The organism is Trinickia sp. NRRL B-1857 (assembly GCF_050470685.1).
Lineage (GTDB): Bacteria > Pseudomonadota > Gammaproteobacteria > Burkholderiales > Burkholderiaceae > Trinickia.
Window position 1 is genome coordinate 2,501,834 of the sequence record NZ_JBFLUK010000001.1, and the last position, 19,657, is coordinate 2,521,490.

Annotated in this window: 21 protein-coding genes and 1 pseudogene; 13 read left to right on the plus strand and 9 right to left on the minus strand. The window is 62.9% G+C overall.

Features of this window, described 5'->3' with window-relative positions:
* Positions 1-729: a winged helix-turn-helix domain-containing protein gene (locus AB1286_RS11125; protein ID WP_430363337.1), complete on the minus strand. Its 729-nt coding sequence runs from the start codon at positions 727-729 to the stop codon at positions 1-3.
* Between the two features lie 374 nt (positions 730-1,103).
* On the opposite strand from AB1286_RS11125, the gene AB1286_RS11130 reads away from it, so the two are divergent.
* From AB1286_RS11130 to AB1286_RS11165, 8 genes and pseudogenes are all read left to right on the plus strand, one after another.
* Positions 1,104-1,628 (plus strand): hemerythrin domain-containing protein, encoded by a 525-nt coding sequence (locus tag AB1286_RS11130; RefSeq protein ID WP_430363338.1) that lies wholly within the window; start codon positions 1,104-1,106, stop codon positions 1,626-1,628.
* Positions 1,629-1,894: 266 nt separating this feature from the next.
* Positions 1,895-4,198, plus strand: coding sequence for a nitric-oxide reductase large subunit (locus AB1286_RS11135; protein ID WP_430363339.1), 2,304 nt, complete (start codon positions 1,895-1,897; stop codon positions 4,196-4,198).
* A gap of 77 nt (positions 4,199-4,275) precedes the next feature.
* Positions 4,276-4,614 (plus strand): metal-sulfur cluster assembly factor, encoded by a 339-nt coding sequence (locus AB1286_RS11140; RefSeq protein WP_430363340.1) that lies wholly within the window; start codon positions 4,276-4,278, stop codon positions 4,612-4,614.
* A gap of 98 nt (positions 4,615-4,712) precedes the next feature.
* Complete coding sequence (locus AB1286_RS11145) at positions 4,713-5,765, plus strand: hypothetical protein (protein ID WP_430365038.1); 1,053 nt, start codon at positions 4,713-4,715, stop codon at positions 5,763-5,765.
* A 104-nt stretch (positions 5,766-5,869) separates the two neighbouring features.
* A pseudogene (locus AB1286_RS11150) lies at positions 5,870-6,112 on the plus strand (DUF2249 domain-containing protein); the annotation flags it as partial.
* A 268-nt stretch (positions 6,113-6,380) separates the two neighbouring features.
* The gene (locus AB1286_RS11155) at positions 6,381-8,168 is read left to right on the plus strand and encodes a ribonucleoside triphosphate reductase (protein WP_430363341.1); all 1,788 of its coding nucleotides are present in this window, start codon (positions 6,381-6,383) and stop codon (positions 8,166-8,168) included.
* On the plus strand, positions 8,165-8,347 hold the full coding sequence (gene nrdD, locus AB1286_RS11160; RefSeq protein ID WP_430363342.1) for an anaerobic ribonucleoside-triphosphate reductase: 183 nt from the start codon (positions 8,165-8,167) through the stop codon (positions 8,345-8,347). Before AB1286_RS11155 ends, nrdD begins: the two co-directional genes overlap by 4 nt.
* A 61-nt stretch (positions 8,348-8,408) precedes the next feature.
* A complete protein-coding gene (locus tag AB1286_RS11165) occupies positions 8,409-9,083 on the plus strand; it encodes an anaerobic ribonucleoside-triphosphate reductase activating protein (RefSeq protein ID WP_430365039.1) in 675 nt (224 codons plus the stop codon).
* A 25-nt stretch (positions 9,084-9,108) separates the two neighbouring features.
* Here the strand turns inward: AB1286_RS11165 and AB1286_RS11170 are convergent, their stop codons facing one another.
* The 5 genes from AB1286_RS11170 to AB1286_RS11190 all read right to left on the minus strand — a co-directional run bounded on the left by AB1286_RS11170 (position 9,109) and on the right by AB1286_RS11190 (position 13,354).
* Positions 9,109-9,573: a putative zinc-binding protein gene (locus AB1286_RS11170; RefSeq protein ID WP_430363343.1), complete on the minus strand. Its 465-nt coding sequence runs from the start codon at positions 9,571-9,573 to the stop codon at positions 9,109-9,111.
* A gap of 73 nt (positions 9,574-9,646) precedes the next feature.
* The gene (gene ubiT, locus AB1286_RS11175; protein ID WP_430363344.1) at positions 9,647-10,114 is read right to left on the minus strand and encodes a ubiquinone anaerobic biosynthesis accessory factor UbiT; all 468 of its coding nucleotides are present in this window, start codon (positions 10,112-10,114) and stop codon (positions 9,647-9,649) included.
* A gap of 10 nt (positions 10,115-10,124) precedes the next feature.
* Positions 10,125-11,027, minus strand: a complete 903-nt coding sequence (ubiV, locus tag AB1286_RS11180; RefSeq protein WP_430363345.1) for a ubiquinone anaerobic biosynthesis protein UbiV — start codon at positions 11,025-11,027, stop codon at positions 10,125-10,127.
* Positions 11,028-11,067: 40 nt separating this feature from the next.
* The gene (ubiU, locus tag AB1286_RS11185) at positions 11,068-12,063 is read right to left on the minus strand and encodes a ubiquinone anaerobic biosynthesis protein UbiU (RefSeq protein ID WP_430363346.1); all 996 of its coding nucleotides are present in this window, start codon (positions 12,061-12,063) and stop codon (positions 11,068-11,070) included.
* A 52-nt stretch (positions 12,064-12,115) separates the two neighbouring features.
* Positions 12,116-13,354 carry an NAD(P)H-dependent flavin oxidoreductase gene (locus AB1286_RS11190; protein ID WP_430363347.1) on the minus strand — a complete coding sequence of 413 codons (1,239 nt, stop codon included), beginning with the start codon at positions 13,352-13,354 and terminating at the stop codon, positions 12,116-12,118.
* A 208-nt stretch (positions 13,355-13,562) separates the two neighbouring features.
* Between AB1286_RS11190 and AB1286_RS11195 the strand changes: the two genes are divergently transcribed.
* Together AB1286_RS11195 and AB1286_RS11200 are read left to right on the plus strand one after the other, a co-directional pair.
* The gene (locus AB1286_RS11195; protein ID WP_430363348.1) at positions 13,563-13,796 is read left to right on the plus strand and encodes a DUF2249 domain-containing protein; all 234 of its coding nucleotides are present in this window, start codon (positions 13,563-13,565) and stop codon (positions 13,794-13,796) included.
* On the plus strand, positions 13,796-15,118 hold the full coding sequence (locus AB1286_RS11200) for a hypothetical protein (RefSeq protein WP_430363349.1): 1,323 nt from the start codon (positions 13,796-13,798) through the stop codon (positions 15,116-15,118). Before AB1286_RS11195 ends, AB1286_RS11200 begins: the two co-directional genes overlap by 1 nt.
* Here AB1286_RS11200 and AB1286_RS11205 read toward each other — a convergent pair.
* Complete coding sequence (locus tag AB1286_RS11205) at positions 15,089-15,790, minus strand: Crp/Fnr family transcriptional regulator (RefSeq protein WP_430363350.1); 702 nt, start codon at positions 15,788-15,790, stop codon at positions 15,089-15,091. The genes AB1286_RS11200 and AB1286_RS11205 overlap by 30 nt on opposite strands.
* 15 nt (positions 15,791-15,805) lie before the next feature.
* Positions 15,806-17,251 (minus strand): oxygen-independent coproporphyrinogen III oxidase, encoded by a 1,446-nt coding sequence (gene hemN, locus AB1286_RS11210; protein ID WP_430363351.1) that lies wholly within the window; start codon positions 17,249-17,251, stop codon positions 15,806-15,808.
* A gap of 188 nt (positions 17,252-17,439) precedes the next feature.
* Between hemN and AB1286_RS11215 the strand changes: the two genes are divergently transcribed.
* Entirely contained in the window at positions 17,440-17,910 is a 471-nt protein-coding gene (locus AB1286_RS11215) for an Rrf2 family transcriptional regulator (protein ID WP_430363352.1), read from the plus strand.
* A 36-nt stretch (positions 17,911-17,946) separates the two neighbouring features.
* On the opposite strand, the gene AB1286_RS11220 is transcribed toward AB1286_RS11215, so the two are convergent.
* Complete coding sequence (locus tag AB1286_RS11220; protein WP_430363353.1) at positions 17,947-18,807, minus strand: MBL fold metallo-hydrolase; 861 nt, start codon at positions 18,805-18,807, stop codon at positions 17,947-17,949.
* Between the two features lie 91 nt (positions 18,808-18,898).
* On the opposite strand from AB1286_RS11220, the gene AB1286_RS11225 reads away from it, so the two are divergent.
* Positions 18,899-19,234, plus strand: a complete 336-nt coding sequence (locus AB1286_RS11225; RefSeq protein ID WP_430363354.1) for an ArsR/SmtB family transcription factor — start codon at positions 18,899-18,901, stop codon at positions 19,232-19,234.
* Positions 19,231-19,656: a YeeE/YedE family protein gene (locus tag AB1286_RS11230; RefSeq protein WP_430363355.1), complete on the plus strand. Its 426-nt coding sequence runs from the start codon at positions 19,231-19,233 to the stop codon at positions 19,654-19,656. Before AB1286_RS11225 ends, AB1286_RS11230 begins: the two co-directional genes overlap by 4 nt.
* Position 19,657 lies beyond the last annotated feature (1 nt).

Sequence of the window (19,657 nt, forward strand, 5' to 3'; positions counted from 1 at the left end):
TCAGGCCCGCACGACTTGCGCGGCGAATAGGTAGCCGGCGCCGCGCTGAGTTCGGATGTACTGCGGTTGCGCGGGATTGGGCTCGATCTTGCGCCGCAAGCGCAGGATCAGCACATCGATCGTGCGATCGTAGACGTCGATATCGAAGCCGCGGGTATGCTCGAGCAGTTGGTCGCGCGACCATACGCGCGACGGGTGTTGCACCATGGCGGCCAAGAGGGCGAACTCGCCTTGGGTCAAAGCGCACGGCTCGCCGTGATGCGTCAGCGTGCGCGAGGCCATGTCGAGCAGCCAGCCGTCGAAGCCGAAGCGGGGGCCGCTAGCGGGCGCGCCGTTCGCCGCGCGCGGCATCGAGAGCTCAGTGGTGCGCCTAAGTTGCGCGCGTATGCGCGCGAGTAATTCGCGCCCCGAAAACGGTTTCGTGACGAAGTCGTCGGCGGCTGTCTCCAGCCCGAGCACACGGTCGGTTTCGTCGCCGAGTCCGCTCATCATGATGATCGGGACGCTCGATTGGCGGCGCAGTTCGCGCGCGATCGTTAAGCCGTCCTCTCCGCGCAGCTTGAGATCGAGAATCACGAGTGCGTGCGGCGCCGCCGAAAGGCAGGTCTGCATACGCGCGGCGGTATCGGCCGTCGATACGTCGAACCCGGCTTCCTCGAGCACTTTGTGCAGCCATTCGCGCACTTGCGGATCGTCGTCCAAAACCAAGATTCGGTGCTTTTCTGTCATGCCTCGCCTCCTCTATGCCGAGCGCGGCTGCCGCGCGCCGGAGAACCCGAGCGCCGCGATCGGGTATTGCTCGTGCGAGCGCGATTATTAATGCGCTCGCGGCGCGGAGGCAATAGCCCGATGACGAGCCGCGCTCCGGCGGCGCACGCAAACGCCTGAGCGCAAAGGCACAAAGCGTGGCTTCCCAGGGTTTGTACGGAGGGAGACGGAAGTGGGAAGCAGGCAAGGGGAAAGGGTGCGCGTTCGCTGTTCGCGGATGCCGACGACAAAGCCGCCTCGTCGCATGCCCCCCTCGAATTCCCTTGATTTACATCAGCGGAAAGCACGCGCTCACCTGCCAGAATGCAGAAGCATTCCTTTCGCGGGTACCGCGCATGCAACTGCCCAATCTTGCCAACCATCCCGGCCTCGCCGAAGCAATGCAACTCTTGCTCGGCTGCCATGCCGACATTCGCCGTCTATCGGAGCGCATGCTGCGCCTCGACATTCACCTGATTCATTACGGGCCCGACGAGTCCGCTCGCACCACCGCGCATGACATCCTCGATTACTTCGAGCGCGAAGTGCCGCTGCACCACGCCGACGAGCGAGGCGACTTGTTTCCGGCACTGCGGCGGCTCCGCGATACGCAGGTCACCCAATCGCTCGATGCGCTCGACGCCGAACACGACGCCCTGACCCGCATGTGGCGAACCGTACGGCCGTGGCTCGACGCCATCCGCGTACGTCAAACTTCCGCGCGCCCCAAGGTGCTGAGCGCGTTCGCCGTCCGCTACCCCGCATATGCCGATTGGGAAGAGCGCGAGGTGTACTGCGCGATTCGCCGGCTGCCGGCAGCCCGAATCGTTTCCCTCGCCGAGGGCATGCGCGGCCGCCGCGCCCTGCAAACCGCCCTTTAACACCGCTTTATCGCCCGAATCCGGGGCTTTCAAGGGCCTGCGGCGAAATGGCGCGAAACAGCAATGAACGCCTTTAAACATCGATAGCAGATCAATGTTTAAAGCGTAAAAAGCGAAGCTCCCCGAACATCCTCACCTTTACATAGATCAATACGGAAACATATTATCGTCGTTAACATGCATCTGAAATGTATGTTTAAGCAGACTCAGGCGGCTCGTCCGGAACGATGAAGGCCACCGCCATTCACCCCTCTAGGAGAGAGGATATGCAATCAACACGACGCTTATGGAGATGGCTAGGCCTTGTCTGCCTGCTATCGTTCGCTGCTTTACTGTATCTCGGCAGGGAAATCTATCTGGCCGCCCCGCCGATTCCGAGCGCGGTCGTCGACGAAAGCGGCCAGACGCTGTTTACGGGCGATCAGATCAAACGCGGTCAGCAAGTGTGGCTCGCCGCCGGCGGCCAGCAACTCGGCACCGTCTGGGGGCACGGCAGCTATGTCGCACCCGATTGGTCGGCCGACTGGCTCCATCGCGAAGCGTTGCAACTGCGCGAGATCTCGGCCAATCAACAATTCGGCAAACCCTACGCGGCCCTCGCCCCCGATCAGCAAGGTATGCTCGACGCCCGTCTGAAGCGCGAGATGCGTGCGAATCGATACGACGCCGCGAACGGCCGCGTCACGCTGACCGATGCGCGCGCCACGGCCGCACGCGACGTCGCTTCACACTACGAAGCATTGTTCGGCAACGATCGCTCGCTCGACAAACTGCGCGATCAATATGCGATGAATGCCGATTCCGTTAAGAGCGCGGACGATCGCGTCGCACTGGCTTCGTTCTTCTTCTGGTCGGCTTGGTCGGCAACGACCGACCGCCCCGGCCAAACGGGCATCACCTATACGAACAACTGGCCGCACGAGCCGCTCGTCGATAACGAGCCGACGGTCGCCAACGGCATGTGGTCGATCGTCAGCGTGATTCTCTTGCTCGCCGGTATCGCCGGCATGATCTGGTATCACTCCTCGCACGACGAAGGCGAACATCACGTCGCCACCCCGGCGGAGGACCCGCTGTTCAACGTCAAGCCGACGCCTTCGATGCGGGCGACGAAGAAGTACTTCTACGTCGTCATCGGCCTGCTGCTCACGCAAGTCGGTATGGGCGCGATCACCGCGCACTACGCGGTCGAGGGTCATAGCTTCTTCGGTCTGCCGCTCGCCGAGATACTGCCATGGGTCGTCAGCCGCACGATTCATACGCAATTGGGCGTGCTGTGGATCGCAACGGCCTGGCTCGCGACGGGACTCTACATCTCGCCGCTGCTCTCCGGCCGTGAACCGAAGCTGCAAAAGCTCGGCGTGGACGTGCTCTTTTACGCGCTGCTGTTCATCGTCGTCGGCTCGACCGTATGCGGCTGGCTCGGGACGCTTCAGCATCGCGGCACCAACTTCGCCTTCTGGATCGGCAACCAAGGCCTCGCTTACACGAGCATGGGACGCGTCTGGCAGATCCTGCTCTTCATCGGCTTGTTGTTCTGGCTGTTGCTGATGGGTCGCGCGCTGTTGCCCGCCCTGAAGAGCCGCGAAACGAACGGCCGTGGCCTCATCGGCATGGTCTTCCTCTCCGCCGCCTGCATCGGCGCGTTCTACTCGACGTCCCTCGCATGGGGCCAACACACCCACTATTCGATGATCGAGTACTGGAGGTGGTGGCTCGTGCACCTGTGGGTCGAAGGCTTCTTCGAAGTGTTCGCCACCGCCGTGATCGCGCTGATCTTCTCGCGCCTCGGGTTGATCCGGATCGAAACGGCCAATCGCGCCATCGTTCTCGAAACGATCGTGTTCCTGTTCGGCGGCATCCTGGGCACGCTGCACCATCTGTACTTCACGGGCGCGTCGACCGCCGTGATCGCCGTGGGCGCGGTCTTCTCGGCATTCGAAGTGGTGCCGCTCGCCCTGATCGGTCTCGAGGGCTATCAGACCTATCGCAAGACCCAAGCCGCACCGTGGGTGCAAACCTATAAGTGGGCGATTCTGTGCTTCGTCGCCGTGGGCGTATGGAACACCGTCGGCGCCGGCCTGCTCGGTTTCTCGATCAATCCGCCGATCTCGCTGTACTACGTGCAAGGGCTCAACATGACGCCCGCCCACGGTCACGCGGCGCTGTTCGGCGTGTACGGGATGCTCGGCATCGGGCTCATGCTGTTCTGCCTGCGCGGTCTGTCCTCGCGTGCGGCATGGGACGACGAGCTGCTCAAGCCCGCGTTCTGGATGCTCAACATCGGGCTGTTCATGATGGTCTTCCTGTCGATTCTGCCCTCCGGCATCTATGAAGCTTGGGCCAGCGTCAGCAAGGGACTTTGGTACGCGCGCTCGCCCGAGGTCATTCACGCGCCGATCATGCATGCCCTCGTTTGGGTACGCGTTCCGGGCGATCTCGTGTTCGCCGTCGGCGTCCTCTATCTGGGCTGGTTCGCGCTGCGTCTGCTGCGCCGCGTGGAGCCGGCGCGTCCGGCCGAGGCAGCGGCAAAACCGGCCGCTCAATCCATCGCCGCACGCCGTGTCTAACTTCGCATGAACCAACGCGGCGCCCGAGCAACTTTGCCGGAGCGCCGCACTCGCACACCGCCCCCAGGAGGAACGTTATGCAAGCCTTATCGACCGCGTCCCATGCATCGATGACGCAAGAGAGCATCCGCGCAGCCCTGTTGCAAGTGATCGACCCCGAGATCGGCGTCAACATCGTCGATCTCGGTTTGGTCTATGACGTCGAAGCGAAATGCGACGGCTGGCGCATCGCGCTGACGATGACTTCGCCCGCGTGCCCGATGGGTCAGTCGATCCTCGACGACGTGCACGCCGTGATCGACGCCTCGCTCGCGATCGGTTCGAGCGTCGACATCGATCTTGTTTGGGAGCCGCCTTGGGAGCCCGCGATGATGAGCGAAGCGGCGCGCGAGGCGCTCGGATGGAGCGACGATTGAACGATTCATCGCGTCCGGCTGCGCCCCCCCTTCGCGCGGGCGAACCTCGGCGCCATCGCGCCCTCGCGATTGCCCGCTTCGGGTTCGCGGCGGCGATCATGCTTGCGTTCGTCTGCGGTGTCTTTGCCGGTCTCGCGCGTTTCGGCGTATCCGTTCCGAATCACGCGCTCTCAAAAGCGGCTTGGCACGGCGTGCTGATGTTGCCGGTGTTTTTCGGGGCGGTGGTGAGCCTCGAACGCGCAGTCGCCCTGGGCGGCGGACTGCATTTGATGGCCCCGATAGCGGCTGCGCTAGGCGGGGCGCTGCTATTGGCGGGCGCACCGCCGGCTTTGACGCAGGCGCTTTTGCTCGGCGCGGCGACGGTCGCTTGCGCCAGCGCGCTCTCGCTGTTGCAACGCCAGAGCGCGTTGCATCTCTCGGTGCTTGCGCTCGGGGTGCTCGCTTGGTGGTTCGGCGATTTGATTTGGCTCGCCACCGGCTCCGTGCTCGAAGCGGTACCGAGCTGGGTCGCGTTTCTCGTGTTGACGATCGCCGCCGAACGGCTCGAGCTGACGAGGATGCGCCCCACGCCACGGCGCGCTCGAGCCGTTTTCGTCGCCGTGATTATTGTCATGCTCGCCGCGATCGTGACATCGCCGCCCTCGCCGGAGTTCGGACTACGCACGTTCTCCGCGTGTCTCGTCGCCCTCGCCGCTTGGCTTGCGCGTTACGACATCGCGCGCGTCACGCTCCGTCAGCGCGGCCTCACTCGGTTTATCGCCGTGTGCTTGCTTTCCGGCTATGCCTGGCTAGCGTTCAGCGGCGCGCTAGGGCTCGCCGGTGCTTGGCGCGACGTGCATCCTTGGCATGACGCCGCGTTGCACGCGCTTACGCTCGGCTTTGTGATGTCGATGGCGCTTGGACACGCACCGATCGTCTTGCCCGCACTCACGCGCATACGCGTCGCTTACCGCCCCTTCTTGTACGTACCGCTCATCGCGCTTCACGCCGCGCTCGCCGTGCGCGTGGCCGGCTCGCTCGTCCCTGCGTTCGCGCTTCGCCGCGCCGGTGCGCTCGGCAACGCCGCGGCGCTACTGCTGTTCGTCGTCGCGATGATCGCCGCAGCCTTGGTCGCTAAACGCGATCGCCGAACCGTTTCGCACAGGAGGTGACGCGCATCGTTCGTTGTTCCTATCGATTTTCAATCCAAGTACCGATGTTTGTCGGGCCGGCACAGACCGGCACCGTGCTTTTCCGTCATTGAAAGGAGTCCCACATGCCCCTCAGCAATCCCGATACGACCTATGTCCTCGATGCCCGCGGCATCGCCAAGCGTTTCCGCCATGCGGCCATCTTCGCCGCGCTCGAAACGCTCGATCACGGCGAGACGATGCGCTTCGTCAACGACCACGATCCGCTTCCGCTGCTGCATCAAATCGAGCACCGCTACGGCGACCAGGTCCGTATTCAATACGTCGAGCGCCAGCCCGAGCGCGTCGTGATCGACTTCGCCATTCAGCTCACGGCCGATCAAGACGCAGCCCCCGCGCAGTCCACGGGCTGCGGCGGCGGTGCGGGCGGCGGCTGCGGGTGCAGCGGCTAACGCAACGCCGGCTCGGCGAGCCAAGGCGCGAGGACAATCGGTCGCGTACGCGGCGCCCGCGCAGCTCGCCGAACTTAACGCAGGTCAAGCACATGCAATATTAGCGGTCGGCGACGTTGACCACACGATATGTGGTGCATACGATGCAAATCACCACAACATCTTGTGCCAACCAAGGAATCGTATGGACAGCCGACCGCCGCGCTCTCCCCTTCAACACGCGGACCGCCACGCGCAAACGGTCGCTCACGTCAAACCGCGTGTCGAGGTCGCTTCCGCCATCGACGAATACCTCGACCGACGCGATTGGCGCGTCAACGCGAACGCCAATCAGGGGTATTCGCTCGGCGGGCTCATCCTGAACATCTCGGGCAAGCTCGTAGCCAACTATTGGCTCAGTCACGTCTACCCGCCCGCGATCGGCCAAGCGCACCGCGACGCCGACCTGCACATCCACGATCTCGACATGCTCTCGGGCTATTGCGCCGGCTGGTCGCTACGTACGCTGTTGACCGAAGGTCTGAACGGCGTGCCCGGCAAAGTCGAGGCCGCGCCGCCGAAGCACATGTCGAGCGCGGTAGGGCAAATCGTCAATTTTCTCGGTACGCTGCAAAACGAATGGGCGGGCGCGCAAGCGTTCAGCTCGTTCGACACCTACATGGCGCCGTTCGTGCGCAAGGATGCGCTGACCTACGAGCAAGTTCGGCAATACATTCAGGAACTGATCTACAACCTGAACGTGCCGTCGCGCTGGGGGACGCAAACGCCGTTCACGAATCTGACCTTCGATTGGGTCTGCCCCGAGGATTTGCGCGAGCAAGTGCCCATCATCGGCGGGCAAGAAATGGATTTTTGCTACGGCGATCTGCAAGCCGAGATGGACATGATCAACCAGGCCTACATCGAGGTGATGCAGGCCGGCGATGCGAAAGGCCGCGTCTTCACGTTTCCCATTCCCACGTACAACATCACGTCCGATTTCGAATGGGACAGTCCCAATGCGACCCGTCTGTTCGAGATGACGGCGCGCTACGGGTTGCCGTATTTTCAGAATTTCATCAATTCCGAGCTCAAGCCGAACATGATCCGCTCGATGTGCTGCCGGTTGCAGCTCGATCTGCGCGAGTTGCTCAAACGCGGCAACGGCCTGTTCGGCTCGGCGGAGCAGACGGGTTCGATCGGCGTGGTGACGATCAATTGCGCGCGGCTCGGCTACCTTTACGCGGGCGACGAAGAGGCGCTGATGGCACGCGTCGACGCACTACTCGAGCTCGGTAAAGAGAGCCTCGAGATCAAGCGCCGCGTCATCCAGCACCATATCGACAACGGGCTCTTCCCGTACACGAAGCGCTACCTCGGCACGCTGCGCAATCACTTCTCGACGCTCGGCGTGAACGGCATCAACGAAATGATCCGCAACTTCACGGACGACGAGCACGATCTGACGACCGAATGGGGCCACGCGCTAGCGGTTCGACTGCTCGATCGCGTGCGCGCGCGCATGCTCGTTTTTCAGGAGGAGACGGGCCATATGTACAACCTCGAAGCCACGCCGGCCGAGGGCACGACGTACCGCTTCGCCAAGGAAGACCGCAAGCGCTACGCCGACATTCTGCAAGCCGGCACGCCCGAGATGCCGTACTACACGAATTCGTCGCAGTTGCCGGTGGGCTTCACCGACGATCCGTTCGAAGCGCTCGAGCACCAGGACGACTTGCAGCGTAAATACACGGGCGGAACGGTGCTTCATTTGTATATGACCGAGCCGATTTCGTCGGCGCAGGCGTGCCGCGAACTCGTCAAGCGCACTCTGAGCCGGTTCTCGCTGCCTTACATCACGGTCACGCCGACGTTTTCGATTTGCCCCAAGCACGGCTATCTGCCCGGCCGACACGAGTTTTGTCCCAAATGCGACGAGGCGCTGCTTCGCCGCAAATCCGATTGTTTGCAAACCACGGAGTCCACAACATGAACGAGATCAACCACGCCATCGACGCCGCATTCCAACTCAACGACGAAGAGCGGCAACCCTGCGAGATTTGGACGCGCGTAATGGGCTATCACCGTCCCGTCTCCTCGTTCAACACCGGCAAGAAAGGCGAATTCCACGAACGCCGGTACTTTACCGAAGAGGCTTCGCTTGCGGCCTGACACGGCAAGCGAACGCGGCTCGAGGGGGGCCGCTTCGCTCAGATCGCTAAAGGTCGGCGGCATCACGCCGTTCACCGCCACCGATTTTCCGGGTCTGCTCGCGGCCGTCGTCTTCGTCCAAGGCTGCCCCTGGCGTTGCGGCTATTGCCACAACACGCATTTGCAACCGCGCACGAGGCACGCGGCCGTGACTTGGCAAGATGTCATGCACCTCGTCTCGCGCCGAGTCGGACTCATCGACGGCGTCGTCTTCAGCGGCGGCGAGCCGACCTCCGATCCGGGGCTCGCCCCTGCGATCGGCGACATACGCCGCCTCGACTTCAAAGTCGGGATGCACAGCGCCGGCACGCATCCGCGCCGGTTCGAACGCGTCTTGCCGCTGCTCGACTGGGTGGGGTTCGACGTCAAAGCGCCGTTCGAGGCATATGAACGCGTCACGCGCGTGCGCGACAGCGGCGAGCCGGCTCGACGCAGCCTTGAAGCGCTGCTTGCGAGCGGCGTCGATTTCGAGTGCCGAACCACCGCGCATCCGAGCCTGCTGTCCGAGCAAGAACTGCTGGCGCTCGCCCGAACGCTAGCGGCGATGGGCGTTACGCGTTACGCGCTCCAAATCTTTCGGAAGCAAGGTTCGCGCGACGCGGCGCTCAATGCGGTGGGGGTTTCGGGTTATCCGAGCCAGGCGACGATCGAGCGGATTCGCGCTCTCTTTCAATCGTTCGATATCCGGCGCGGATAGCGGCGCTCGGCGACGACAAGACGCCTTACGGCGTATCGCAGGCCGCACGAGCGAACTGTGCACTGTCGCCCTTGCGCTGCAAGCCGCCATCGTCGCAGGCCTGTGTTCCCAGTCGCCGCGCGCTGAGTTCATGCGCGAGCTTCTGCACCTCGCCGATCACCGTCTCTGCCTGCTCCACGTCGAAGTCGGCATGAAAGCGCTTCTTCACGCCGCGCTCCGCCAGTTGAACGTATTCATCGGCCGCGATCTCGTGCCGGGCGAGCGAATGCTTGACGCAGGCGAGCGGACAGCCGTCGATGGCAATAATGGGCCTGCCCGATTGCGCGAGTTTCACCAGCGCCCGCACGTCGCCGCCGACGCCGGCGATACACGACATCTCGGCGGCGCCTCGCCGATCGAGTTGCACGGCCACGTAGTTGGCCATCTGCGCCGCACTCGAACACCCCGAGCACGAATAGACGAGCGGTATCGCCCGACGTTCCTTGTTCACGATCGAACCTCCATCACCCACGCCCCATGCAAAACGCGAAGCGTGAAGCGGCGCCGCGAGAGACGCCTTTTATCTAATGCTGTCGTGCTCGCATGCGCCGAAACGCGGCCAGCGGCGCGAGCCGCGCGCTCAGCAGCGTCGACAAGTCGATCGCATCGAGCGAGTTCTTCACGAGCAGGCCGAGCTCCGTATCGCCTTCCATCGTCAGGCGGCGGCTGAAGAAAAGCGTGTCGGGGTCTTGCGTGCGGCGCGCCAGTTGGACGAAGTCGTAGGCGCTCGCACCGATCGTCAGCGCCACGTCACCTTCATGTCTGGCGGCGCGGAAAGTGCCTTCTTTGCAGACGAAATCGAACGCGATCCCGGCATCGCGCACCTCGATACGCAACGCCCGGCCTTCGAGCTGTCGCAACGTATCGTCCGGCAAGTGCGGCTTGAGCGCGAAGTTCAAGCCGCCCGTAAACAACATCGATCCCGGATAGGCCGGCAGTTTCGAGAGCACGCCTCGAAGCAGCGAAGGCACTTGATAGGCAGCCTGATTCATCGGTTATTCCTTATCGTTCGATCCACGTCTGCTCGTGCCGCGCGAGCCCGGGCATACCGTACCAATAGCCGTCGCATCGCGCCTCGGGCATCAGTTGCTCCATACGCTCCAACGCTTGCGAGCCTGTGGCCCGCTCGTCGATGACGTCGCGAAAAATCTCGACGATCTCGCTCATCCCCGTCGACTGCGGGCTCAGGCGCAGCACGTCCACGCCCAGGCCTTTCAACGTATCGACCGAATCGACGAGGTTGTAGACGCGCGCCGATTGGATCGACACGCCGTTGAGCACCAAAAACGGCTCGCCCTCGCGCGTGCGTAGCGTCAGTCCGTCCGGATGATCGAGACAGACGTATTGGCAGTTCTCTCGCGGCAGGTTTCGATTGCGAGCGGTGAAACATCGCGCCGAAAACGCGAGCGGCATCCGTCCGTAGGCGAATACCTCGGTCTCCAATCCCGTTGGCCGTTCGGCCTGCATCCGAGCCAGCGCGTCGGCGCCCATTTCGAGCGGCGCGACCCACCGCTTCGCGCCGGCCTCGGCCATGACTTGCAACGTGGGTTCGTTATAGACGTTGAGCCAAGGGCCCGCCACGAATGCGCCGCCGTTCGTGCAATGCACCGCACCCATATCGTTGGCCTCGACCCAATAATGGCCGTTGCCCGCGACCGCTTTCATCGTCGCGACGTCCTTGCCCGATTCGAGCAGGATTTGGGTCGAGAGCACGACTTGCTTGCCCGCGTCGGCCAGCATCTCGGCGATATCCATCCAGTCGGAGGGCCGCAATTCGTGCCGGCGCGCGCAAACGGTCTCGCCGAGATAGACGATGTCGGCACTCGTTGCGCTCATCGCTTCGTAAAATTGCAACGTCGCCACGCGCGACCAATAGTAATGAATCGGACCTAGTGCGATCTTCACTTCGTATGCTCCGGCGGGCGGCGCGAGCGGCCGCGCCGCGTCATTTCCATGGACGGTGGTAAGCGCCGAGCGTGTGCTGTTGCCCCTCGGCCACCTTGTCGAGTTCGTTCATCCAGGCCGGCTTGACGCTATAGCGCTGCGCGTTCGCGCGGCACTGGTCGATCGCTTCGCGCCAGACGCGCGTTACCTGCGCCACATAGGCCGGGCTGCGCTGGCGCCCCTCGATCTTGATCGCGCGCACGCCCATGGCCATGAGACGCGGCAGCAACTCGAGCGTATTCAGACTCGTCGGCTCTTCGATCGCGTAATAGCTTTCGTCGGCGACGTCGAAGCGCCCCTTGCACAAGGTCGGATAGCCGGCGTTTTCGTCGTCGGCATAGCGATCGATCAGCACGCCGTTCAGCCTCGATTCCAAGCCCTGCGGCGTCTTTTGCCATCGAACGTGTTTGGCCGGCGAACAGACGCCATGCGTATTCGGCGATTCGCCCGTCACGTAAGAAGACAACGCGCAACGCCCCTCGACCATCACGCACAAGCTGCCGAATCCGAATACCTCGAGTTCGACCGTCGTGTTCTCGGTCACCTGTTCGACCTGCGTGAGCGAAAGCACGCGCGGCAGCACGGCGCGCGAGATGCCGAACCGTGTCTGGTAGAAGTTGATCGCTTCGTAGTTCGTTGCCGATCCCTGCACCGACAGATGCAAGCGCAAATCGGGGTGGCGCTCGCGCGCATAACGCATGAGCCCCGGGTCGGCTACGATGACGGCGTCGATGCCGGCTGCCGCCGCGCGATCCACGGCCGCACGCCATACGGGCCACGCCGCCGGCTGCGGGTACGTATTGAGCGCGAGCAAGACTTTGCGGCCGCGCCCATGCGCATAGTCGATACCGGCGGCGATCGACGCCTCGTCGAAATTCAAGCCCGCAAAATTGCGGGCGTTAGTCGCGTCGCGAAATCCGAGGTAGACGCAATCGGCGCCATTGTCGATCGCACTCTTTAGCGCGGGCAAGCTGCCCGCCGGGCATACGAGTTCCATCGGGGGGGAGCGATCGTTCATCGTTGAAATGTTTTCGACATCGCGGCGGCCCTCATGCCGCTTCGTGAAAGTGCGTCGGCGCCTTCGTGTGACTCGACGCGCCGCCGGCCGCCGCAGCGGCCAAGACTATCTCGTTCGCAGGCATCGTTCCCGTCAGCAGGTACTCGATCAACTCACGCGCCGGCCGAATCCGGTTGCCGAACGGCAGCGCTTCCGAGCCGCGGAAGAACAGCCCGCGTTTGACGTCGCCCGCGAGCGCATAGGCAAGCCGCTGGTCGATGCAAAACTGACCTTGCTTCGCGATGCCGTCGCGCAAGCCGCATTGCTGCAAGCAATCGAAGCCCACCGTGCATTTGCGCGGCTTGGCCACGCGTTGAAGCTTTGCTTCCTTGTCCAAGTAATCGGCTAGCCAAGGCGTGCGTACGGCGCGAGCCGGCAAGCCGGCCACGCTCATGAACGTAACGATGTCGTCGGGGGTCGCCTCGACGAGGACCTTCTTGAAGTTCGGATGCGCATCGCCCTCTTCGGTCACCGCGAACGGCGTCCCCAATTGGACCGCGGTCGCCCCGAGCGCGATGAGCTCTCGAACCTGCTCATGGGCATGAATGCCGCCCGCCGCGATAAGCGGAATCTTTTCGCGCTCGAGGCCGAGTTCTTTGAACAAGGCGAGCGTCCCTTCGATCACTTCGGGGAACGCGAAATGGGCGTTGTTGACGCCGTCGAGCGTGGCGGCGCCCAAATGCCCCGCCGCGTAGCGCGGGTTCTCGATGACGATCGCATCGGGCAGCCGTTGCTTGCGCATCCATTTCTTGAGTACGAGGCCGATGCCGCGGGCATCCGATAAGATCGGAATCAAGGCGACGTCGGGGTGCTCGGTGGTGAGCTCCGGCAGATCGAGCGGCAGCCCCGCACCGACGACGACCGCATGGGCACCGCTTTCGCATGCGCAGCGCACATAGTCGGCGTAGGCGGACACGGCGCGCATGACGTTGACGGCGACCGCGCCGTTGCCGCTTGACAGCGCGAGCGCAGCGCGCACTTCGCGTTGGAGCGCTTCGAGATTGATGGAATCGATGAGCGCCCGGTCGCGCGAGCGCGCCGTCTTCGCCATCAGATCGGGGTGATGCCGCCGTAGGTCGACGCTCGATATCGTGCCGAGCGCGCCGAGCGAGGCGACGGTGCCCGCCAAGCGATGCGCGGACACGCCCACCCCCATTCCGCCCTGGACGATGGGCAACAGCGTTTTGCCCTTGATACGCAGGGGTTCGAATCCAGCCTTCGGCACTGACACAGGACAACCTCACGACAATCGAAGTACATGACAGTGTGGGGCGAGCTGCCGGCGCGGACCTTAACCTGGGTCAAGAAGGGATCTCGGGCGACCCGTATGCTTACCGTGAATGAGGGTATTGCCCGCGCGCGCCGCGCCCTTTGCTAGGGTGGCTGGCGTGTCCGATTTTTTCTTCTTGCATCGCTAGCGGTGCGACGAAAGACCGCGTATGAAACCGCTTGTCTGTGAAACGACGCTCGCCTTATGCGGGCTCGAACCGCCCGAGCCGATGGAGCGCGTGCTCGCCGCACTGCGCTCGCTCGGCGACGATTCCTATCTACGCATGATCATCGATCGAGAGCCGTTTCCGCTCTATGGGTTGCTGTCGCGCGGCGGCTTCGAATACGACGCTCAAGGGCCCGATAAAGGGCGTTACGCGATCGATATTTGGCGGCGCGGCTGATGCGGCGCGATCTTGCTCTCGACGCATCGCCCGCGCTCGCCGCCCCGCTCCGCTTTTTCTTGAATGCCCCGGTATTCGGCATGATTGCCGCGGGGCTGCTCGGGTATGCTGGGCCGTCGGCGTTTTACACGCGGTGGTCGGCGTTCGCGCTCGCCGCGACGCATGTCTTAACACTCGGCGTGTTCGCCAGCGTCATGATCGGCGCGCTGATTCAGATCTTGCCCGTCGTTGCCGGCGCTCACGTCGCGGCTGAAAGAACCAGCGCAACGGGCATTCATGCTTTGCTCAGCGTCGGTACCCTCGCGCTGGCCGCAGCGTTCGTCACTTCGCACACCATACTATTTTCGATCGCCGCACTGGCATGTGGGGCGGCGTGCTGTTGGTTCGTCGTCGCATGCCTCGTCGGGCTCAGGCGTGCGCGGGAGCAGCATCCAAGCGGCGTCAGCGACATCCTCCGTGCGATTCGCTTGGCGCTGATCGCCTTCGCGGTGACGGTCGCGCTCGGCGCCGCCCTCGCCCTTTCGCTCGCGCATCCGTTCGCGTGGCCTATCGTCGGCATGACGAACGTTCATTTGATCTGGGGGCTTGCAGGTTGGATCGGACTCCTAACGGCCGGCGTGGCCTATCAGGTCATTCCGATGTTCCTGGTCACAGAGCCCTACCCTCGCCGGCTCGCACACGCGTTCGCACCGCTCTCGCTCATGGCGATCGCGCTCGCCTCGGTCTCCGTGTGGTACGTCCGGACGCTTGCTCTCGGCGCGTCGCTTTCGCTTGCCGCGCTGCCGTTTGTCGCATATGGCGTTTTCGCCGTCGTCACCCTCGCCTTGCTGCACGGGCGCAAACGTTCGTCCCCCGATACGACGACCTTGTATTGGCGGACGTCGATGGTCAGCGTCCTCGGTGCATCGCTAGCTTGGGCGGGTGCTCGCGTAACGGGCCATCCTTCGCTCGACGTCGCGCTCGGCGTACTCGTGCTGGTGGGTGCCATTCAATCGGCGATCAGCGGCATGCTCTACAAGATCGTGCCGTTTTTGCTCTGGTATCACTTGCAGGCAACGCTGGACGTGCGCTCGGCCATCGTCCCCAAGGTCAAGGCCGTGCTGCCCGACGAGCACGCGCGCGCGCAGTATTGGGCGCACCTGTGCGCGCTCGCGCTACTCCTTTGCGCCAGCGCGCTGCCAAACGCTTTCACCCGGCCCGCCGCGCTTGCACTGGGCATTTCGAGTGCCTGGCTCGGCGTCAACATCGCGCGTGCGTTGCGGCTCTATCTCAGCGTGAAGTGCCGACTGACGTCAGTAAGCGCACGCGGCACGCAGCTTTGAGGGATCGGGAATAACGATTTCTCGGCCGTTGATGGCAACGAGCCCGCGCGTGCCGAGTTCGTGCAAGATGCGCGAAAAATGTTCGGGCGTCAGATTCAGTCGCGAGGCCACCATCTTTTTGCCGGCCTCCAACTGCACGCGCATGCCGGGCTTCTCGCTATCGGCCTGGGCGTCACCCGGCTGCGCGAGCAAATAGCTGATGACGCGATGCGTGCCCGATCGAAGCGAATACGCTTCGACGTCGCGCATAAGCGCATGCAGCCGAGCGCTCATGCCCGCGAGCATTTTGCAGGCGAAGTCGGGCTGGTCGCGCAATTCGTCGACGATCGCCGTTTTGCTGACATGCAGCAGCAGCGAATCGGCGAGCGCTTGCCCCGAAACAAAATACGGCTTACCCAGAAACATGAGCGCCTCGCCGAAGCTGTCGCCGGGCCCAACGAGCCGAACGACTTTCTCCTCGCCGAGCGGCGAAATGACACTGAGTTTGATCTGTCCGTAGACGACGGCGTGCAGGCCCGTGCAAGGGTCGCCGCAATTGAAGACCGTCTCCTTTCGCGCGACCGGTTGCTGCGTCGTACCCTGCGCGATGCGATCGAGCTCAACCGCGGATAGCTCGTTGAAAAGCGGCATCCGAGCAAGAAAGTCCTGAACGCGAATTTTCGCTTTTTGCATCTGCACTCCGTCGGTCTAAATCAATTTCGAATACGAAGCCGCGCTAGGCCGTCCGAGGTATTTGTCGAACGTCATCGCGACGGCGCGTACGAATAAGCGCCCCTTCGGCAAGATCCGAATCGCGTCGTCGCTCAATTGCACGAGTCCGGCTTCGGCAAGCGGTGCAAGCGCCTTCAGCTCGCCTTCGAAGTAGCGTGCGAAGTCGATGCCGTGGCGCGCCTCGATCGCGCGGTATTCCAACGGCACGCTGCACATCAACGTCATGACGACTTCGCGTCTGAGGAGATCGTCGGCCGACAAGGTCAAACCGCGCTCCACCGGCAGCTTGCCCTCGTCCAAGCGTTCGTAATAGGTCTTCACCGATCGCGTCGATTGACAATAGCTGCGGCCGATTTTGCCGATCGCCGATACGCCGAAACCCACGAGGTCGCATTCGGCTTTCGTCGTATAGCCCTGGAAATTCCGGTGCAAGCTGCCCGCTCTGAGCGCACGGCTCAATTCGTCGTCCGGCTTTGCAAAGTGATCGAGGCCGATATAGACGTAGCCCGCGTCGAGTAGACGATGCGTCGCTCGCATAAAGATGCGCAGGCGGTCCTCGGCAAGCGGCAACTCGCTCGCGTCGATCAGCCGTTGGGCCTTGAAGCGGCTCGGCAGATGCGCGTAGTTGTAAAGGGCGATGCGGTCGGGGGCGAGCCGCACGACTTCGTCGAGCGTGCGATCGAAGCTTGCGACCGATTGCCGCGGCAGCCCGTAGATAAGATCGACGTTGATCGATTCGAAGCCGGCATCGCGGCTGGCTTTCAACGCGCGTTCGACCATGGGGAGCGGCTGAATGCGATTGACGGCTTGTTGCACGGCCGGATCGAAATCCTGTACGCCGAAACTCGTTCGATTGAAGCCGAGCGAGGCCAACTGCGACAACGTATCGGCCGTGACGGTGCGCGGATCGATCTCGACGCCGAGTTCGGCGTTCGCGGCGAAATCGAAGTGACGACGCAATGTGTCCGTTAGCCGGCCGAGTTCGTCGATCGTGAAAAACGTCGGCGTACCGCCGCCCAGATGCAACTGCGAGACATGCCGCGCGCTTCCCATCTCGGGCGCGACCATCGCAATCTCGCGCAGCAGATAGTCGAGATATTCGACCGAGCGGCTGTGATCGCGCGTAATGATCTTGTTGCAGGCGCAAAAGTAGCAAAGCGACTCGCAAAACGGCAGATGCACGTATACCGAGAGCGGCGGCTTCGTGACGGCTTGTGCGCGCTGCGCGAGGTGACCGCGATAGGCAGCTTCGTCGAACTCGGCCGAGAAGCGATCGGCGGTGGGGTAAGAGGTGTAGCGCGGTCCCGCGTTGTCGAAGCGGCGAATCAACGCCTCCGATAGTTCGATATCGGCCGAGCGTGCATCGCCGGTGTGCTCGCCACCGTCCGGGATTTCGCAGCCGCGCTGCGGATTTGCTGACATATTCGTTCTCGTGGACGTACCGTGTCTCTTGCCGACCCTCGATCATTATCGAACCGGCGAGCATCGGAAACTTGATGTATGTCAGCAATCTTTCGATCTGATTCGTACGCGAGCGCGCGCTGCGACGGTGCGGGCAGGGCATCGGCACGCCTAAAAGATATACAATCGATCGACTTTATAGGTGCGCTATGCGACTCACGGACTTCACCGATTACAGTTTGCGCGTGCTGATGTACGCGGCCGTTCGTTCGGACGAGCTCGTCACGATCGGCGAGATTTCCGAAGCCCTCGGCATCGCGCGCGGGCATCTCGTCAAGATCGTGCACGCGCTGGGGCGAGCCGGTTACTTGAGCACGACGCGCGGCAGGACAGGGGGATTGAAACTCGGGCGGCCGGCGTCGCGCATCACGGTGGGCGACGTGGTGCGCACGATGGAGCCGGATTTCCGGATGGTCGAGTGCTTCGACACGGAAGGCAACGCATGCGTCATCACGGCTGCCTGCGGCCTGCGCGGCGTGCTCGGCAGCGCGCTGCGGGCTTATTTCGAGGTGCTGGACAAATTCACGTTGGCCGATATCGCGGCCGAGCAAAGCAAGCTATCGCGACTGATCGGCCTCACTGCCAACGAACGGCCGCTCGTGCGCCTCGCCCGCAAATAATGCGGGCGAAGTATCCAGTGCGAAGTGTGAAACCGATCAAAGCGCGTTGAGCGGAATCTTCAGATAGCGAACGCCGTTCGATTCGGGGGGAGGCATGTCGCCCGCTCGAATATTGACCTGCACGGCAGGCAAAATAAGCACCGGCATCGACAGCGTGCGGTCGCGCGCGAGTCGCATATCGACGAACTCGTTCTCCGACACGCCCTCATGCAAATGGACGTTCCCGCGACGCTCTTCCTCGACGCTGGTTTCGCAGCGCGGCTCGCGCGAGGCGGGCGGGTAGTCGTGACACATGAACAAGCGCGTGCGCGCAGGCAGCGATAGCAGCTTTTGCACCGAGCGATAGAGCAGGTGCGCATCGCCCCCGGGAAAATCGCAACGCGCCGAGCCGACATCGGGCATGAACAACGTGTCGCCGACGAATACGGCGTCGCCCACCTGATAGGCCATATCGGCCGGCGTATGCCCCGGCACGTGGATCGCGCGCGCCTCGAGGGTGCCGATCGAAAAAATCTCGTCGTCGGCGAAAAGGTGATCGAACTGCGCGCCGTCTTCGGCCACGTCCGATCCCAAATTGAACACGTCTTTGAACTTGTGCTGAACGGTACGGATCTGCTCGCCGATCCCGATCGTGCCGCCCAACCGAGCCTTCAGATACTGCGCGGCCGACAAATGATCGGCATGCGCATGCGTTTCCAGCACCCATTGCACTTGTAGGCCGTGCTCGCGCACGAATGCGATCACCCGATCGGCCGATTGCGTCGACGTCCGGCCCGACTTCGGGTCGTAATCGAGCACCGAATCGATGATAGCTGCCGGCGTCCCATCGCCCGCGAAAACGACGTAGGTGAAGGTGGAAGTCGCGGTATCGAAGAACGGCTCTACGCAAGGATGCATCGTCATGCCTCGGTTCAAAAAGTATGTTGCCACTCAATATATCCATTCATATAATGTCGGTCAACATATTGTTAGGTAGCGTGGGGCACAGATGCAAGATCAGCTTAGTGCACAAAACTGGGAAGAGCTGCGCGAATCCGCGGCGCAATGCTGCGCGCTACTCAAAGCGATGGCCCACGAGGATCGTTTGTTGCTGCTGTGTCAACTTACCGCCGGCGAGCAAAACGTCGGCGAACTCGAAGCGCGTGTCGGGCTGCGTCAGCCTAGCCTTTCGCAACACTTGGGCGTCCTGCGCGAAGAAGGGCTCGTCGCGGCGCGGCGGGAAGGCAAGTACATCTATTACAGCCTGGCGAGCCACGAAGTCGTGCGCGTCATGCAGACGTTGTCGGAACTGTTTTGCGGCAAGGCCAAAGGCAAGTTCGCATGAACATCGACGCGTTGCACTTTACGCCCGCCTCCGCCGTGGCGGGAGGGCTCATGATCGGCGCGGCCGCGGCGCTCTATATGTTGCTGAACGGCCGTATCGCCGGCATTAGCGGCATGCTCGGCCGCCTCATCGATACGGCTACGGCCGATCGCGCCTCGCCGCTCGCTTTTCTCGTCGGACTCGGCGCGGCACCGTGGCTGTGGCGAATGCTGCAACCCATGCCCGACATCGTCGTCGCGGCGTCGAATCCGACGCTGATCGCGGCCGGCTTGCTGGTCGGCTTCGGCACGCGGCTGGGGTCGGGTTGCACGAGCGGCCATGGCGTCTGCGGCATCTCGCGCAGTTCCAAGCGATCGTTCGCCGCGACCGCCACCTTCATGACGTTCGGGTTCCTCGCCGTATTTGCTCTCAAGCACCTCTAAC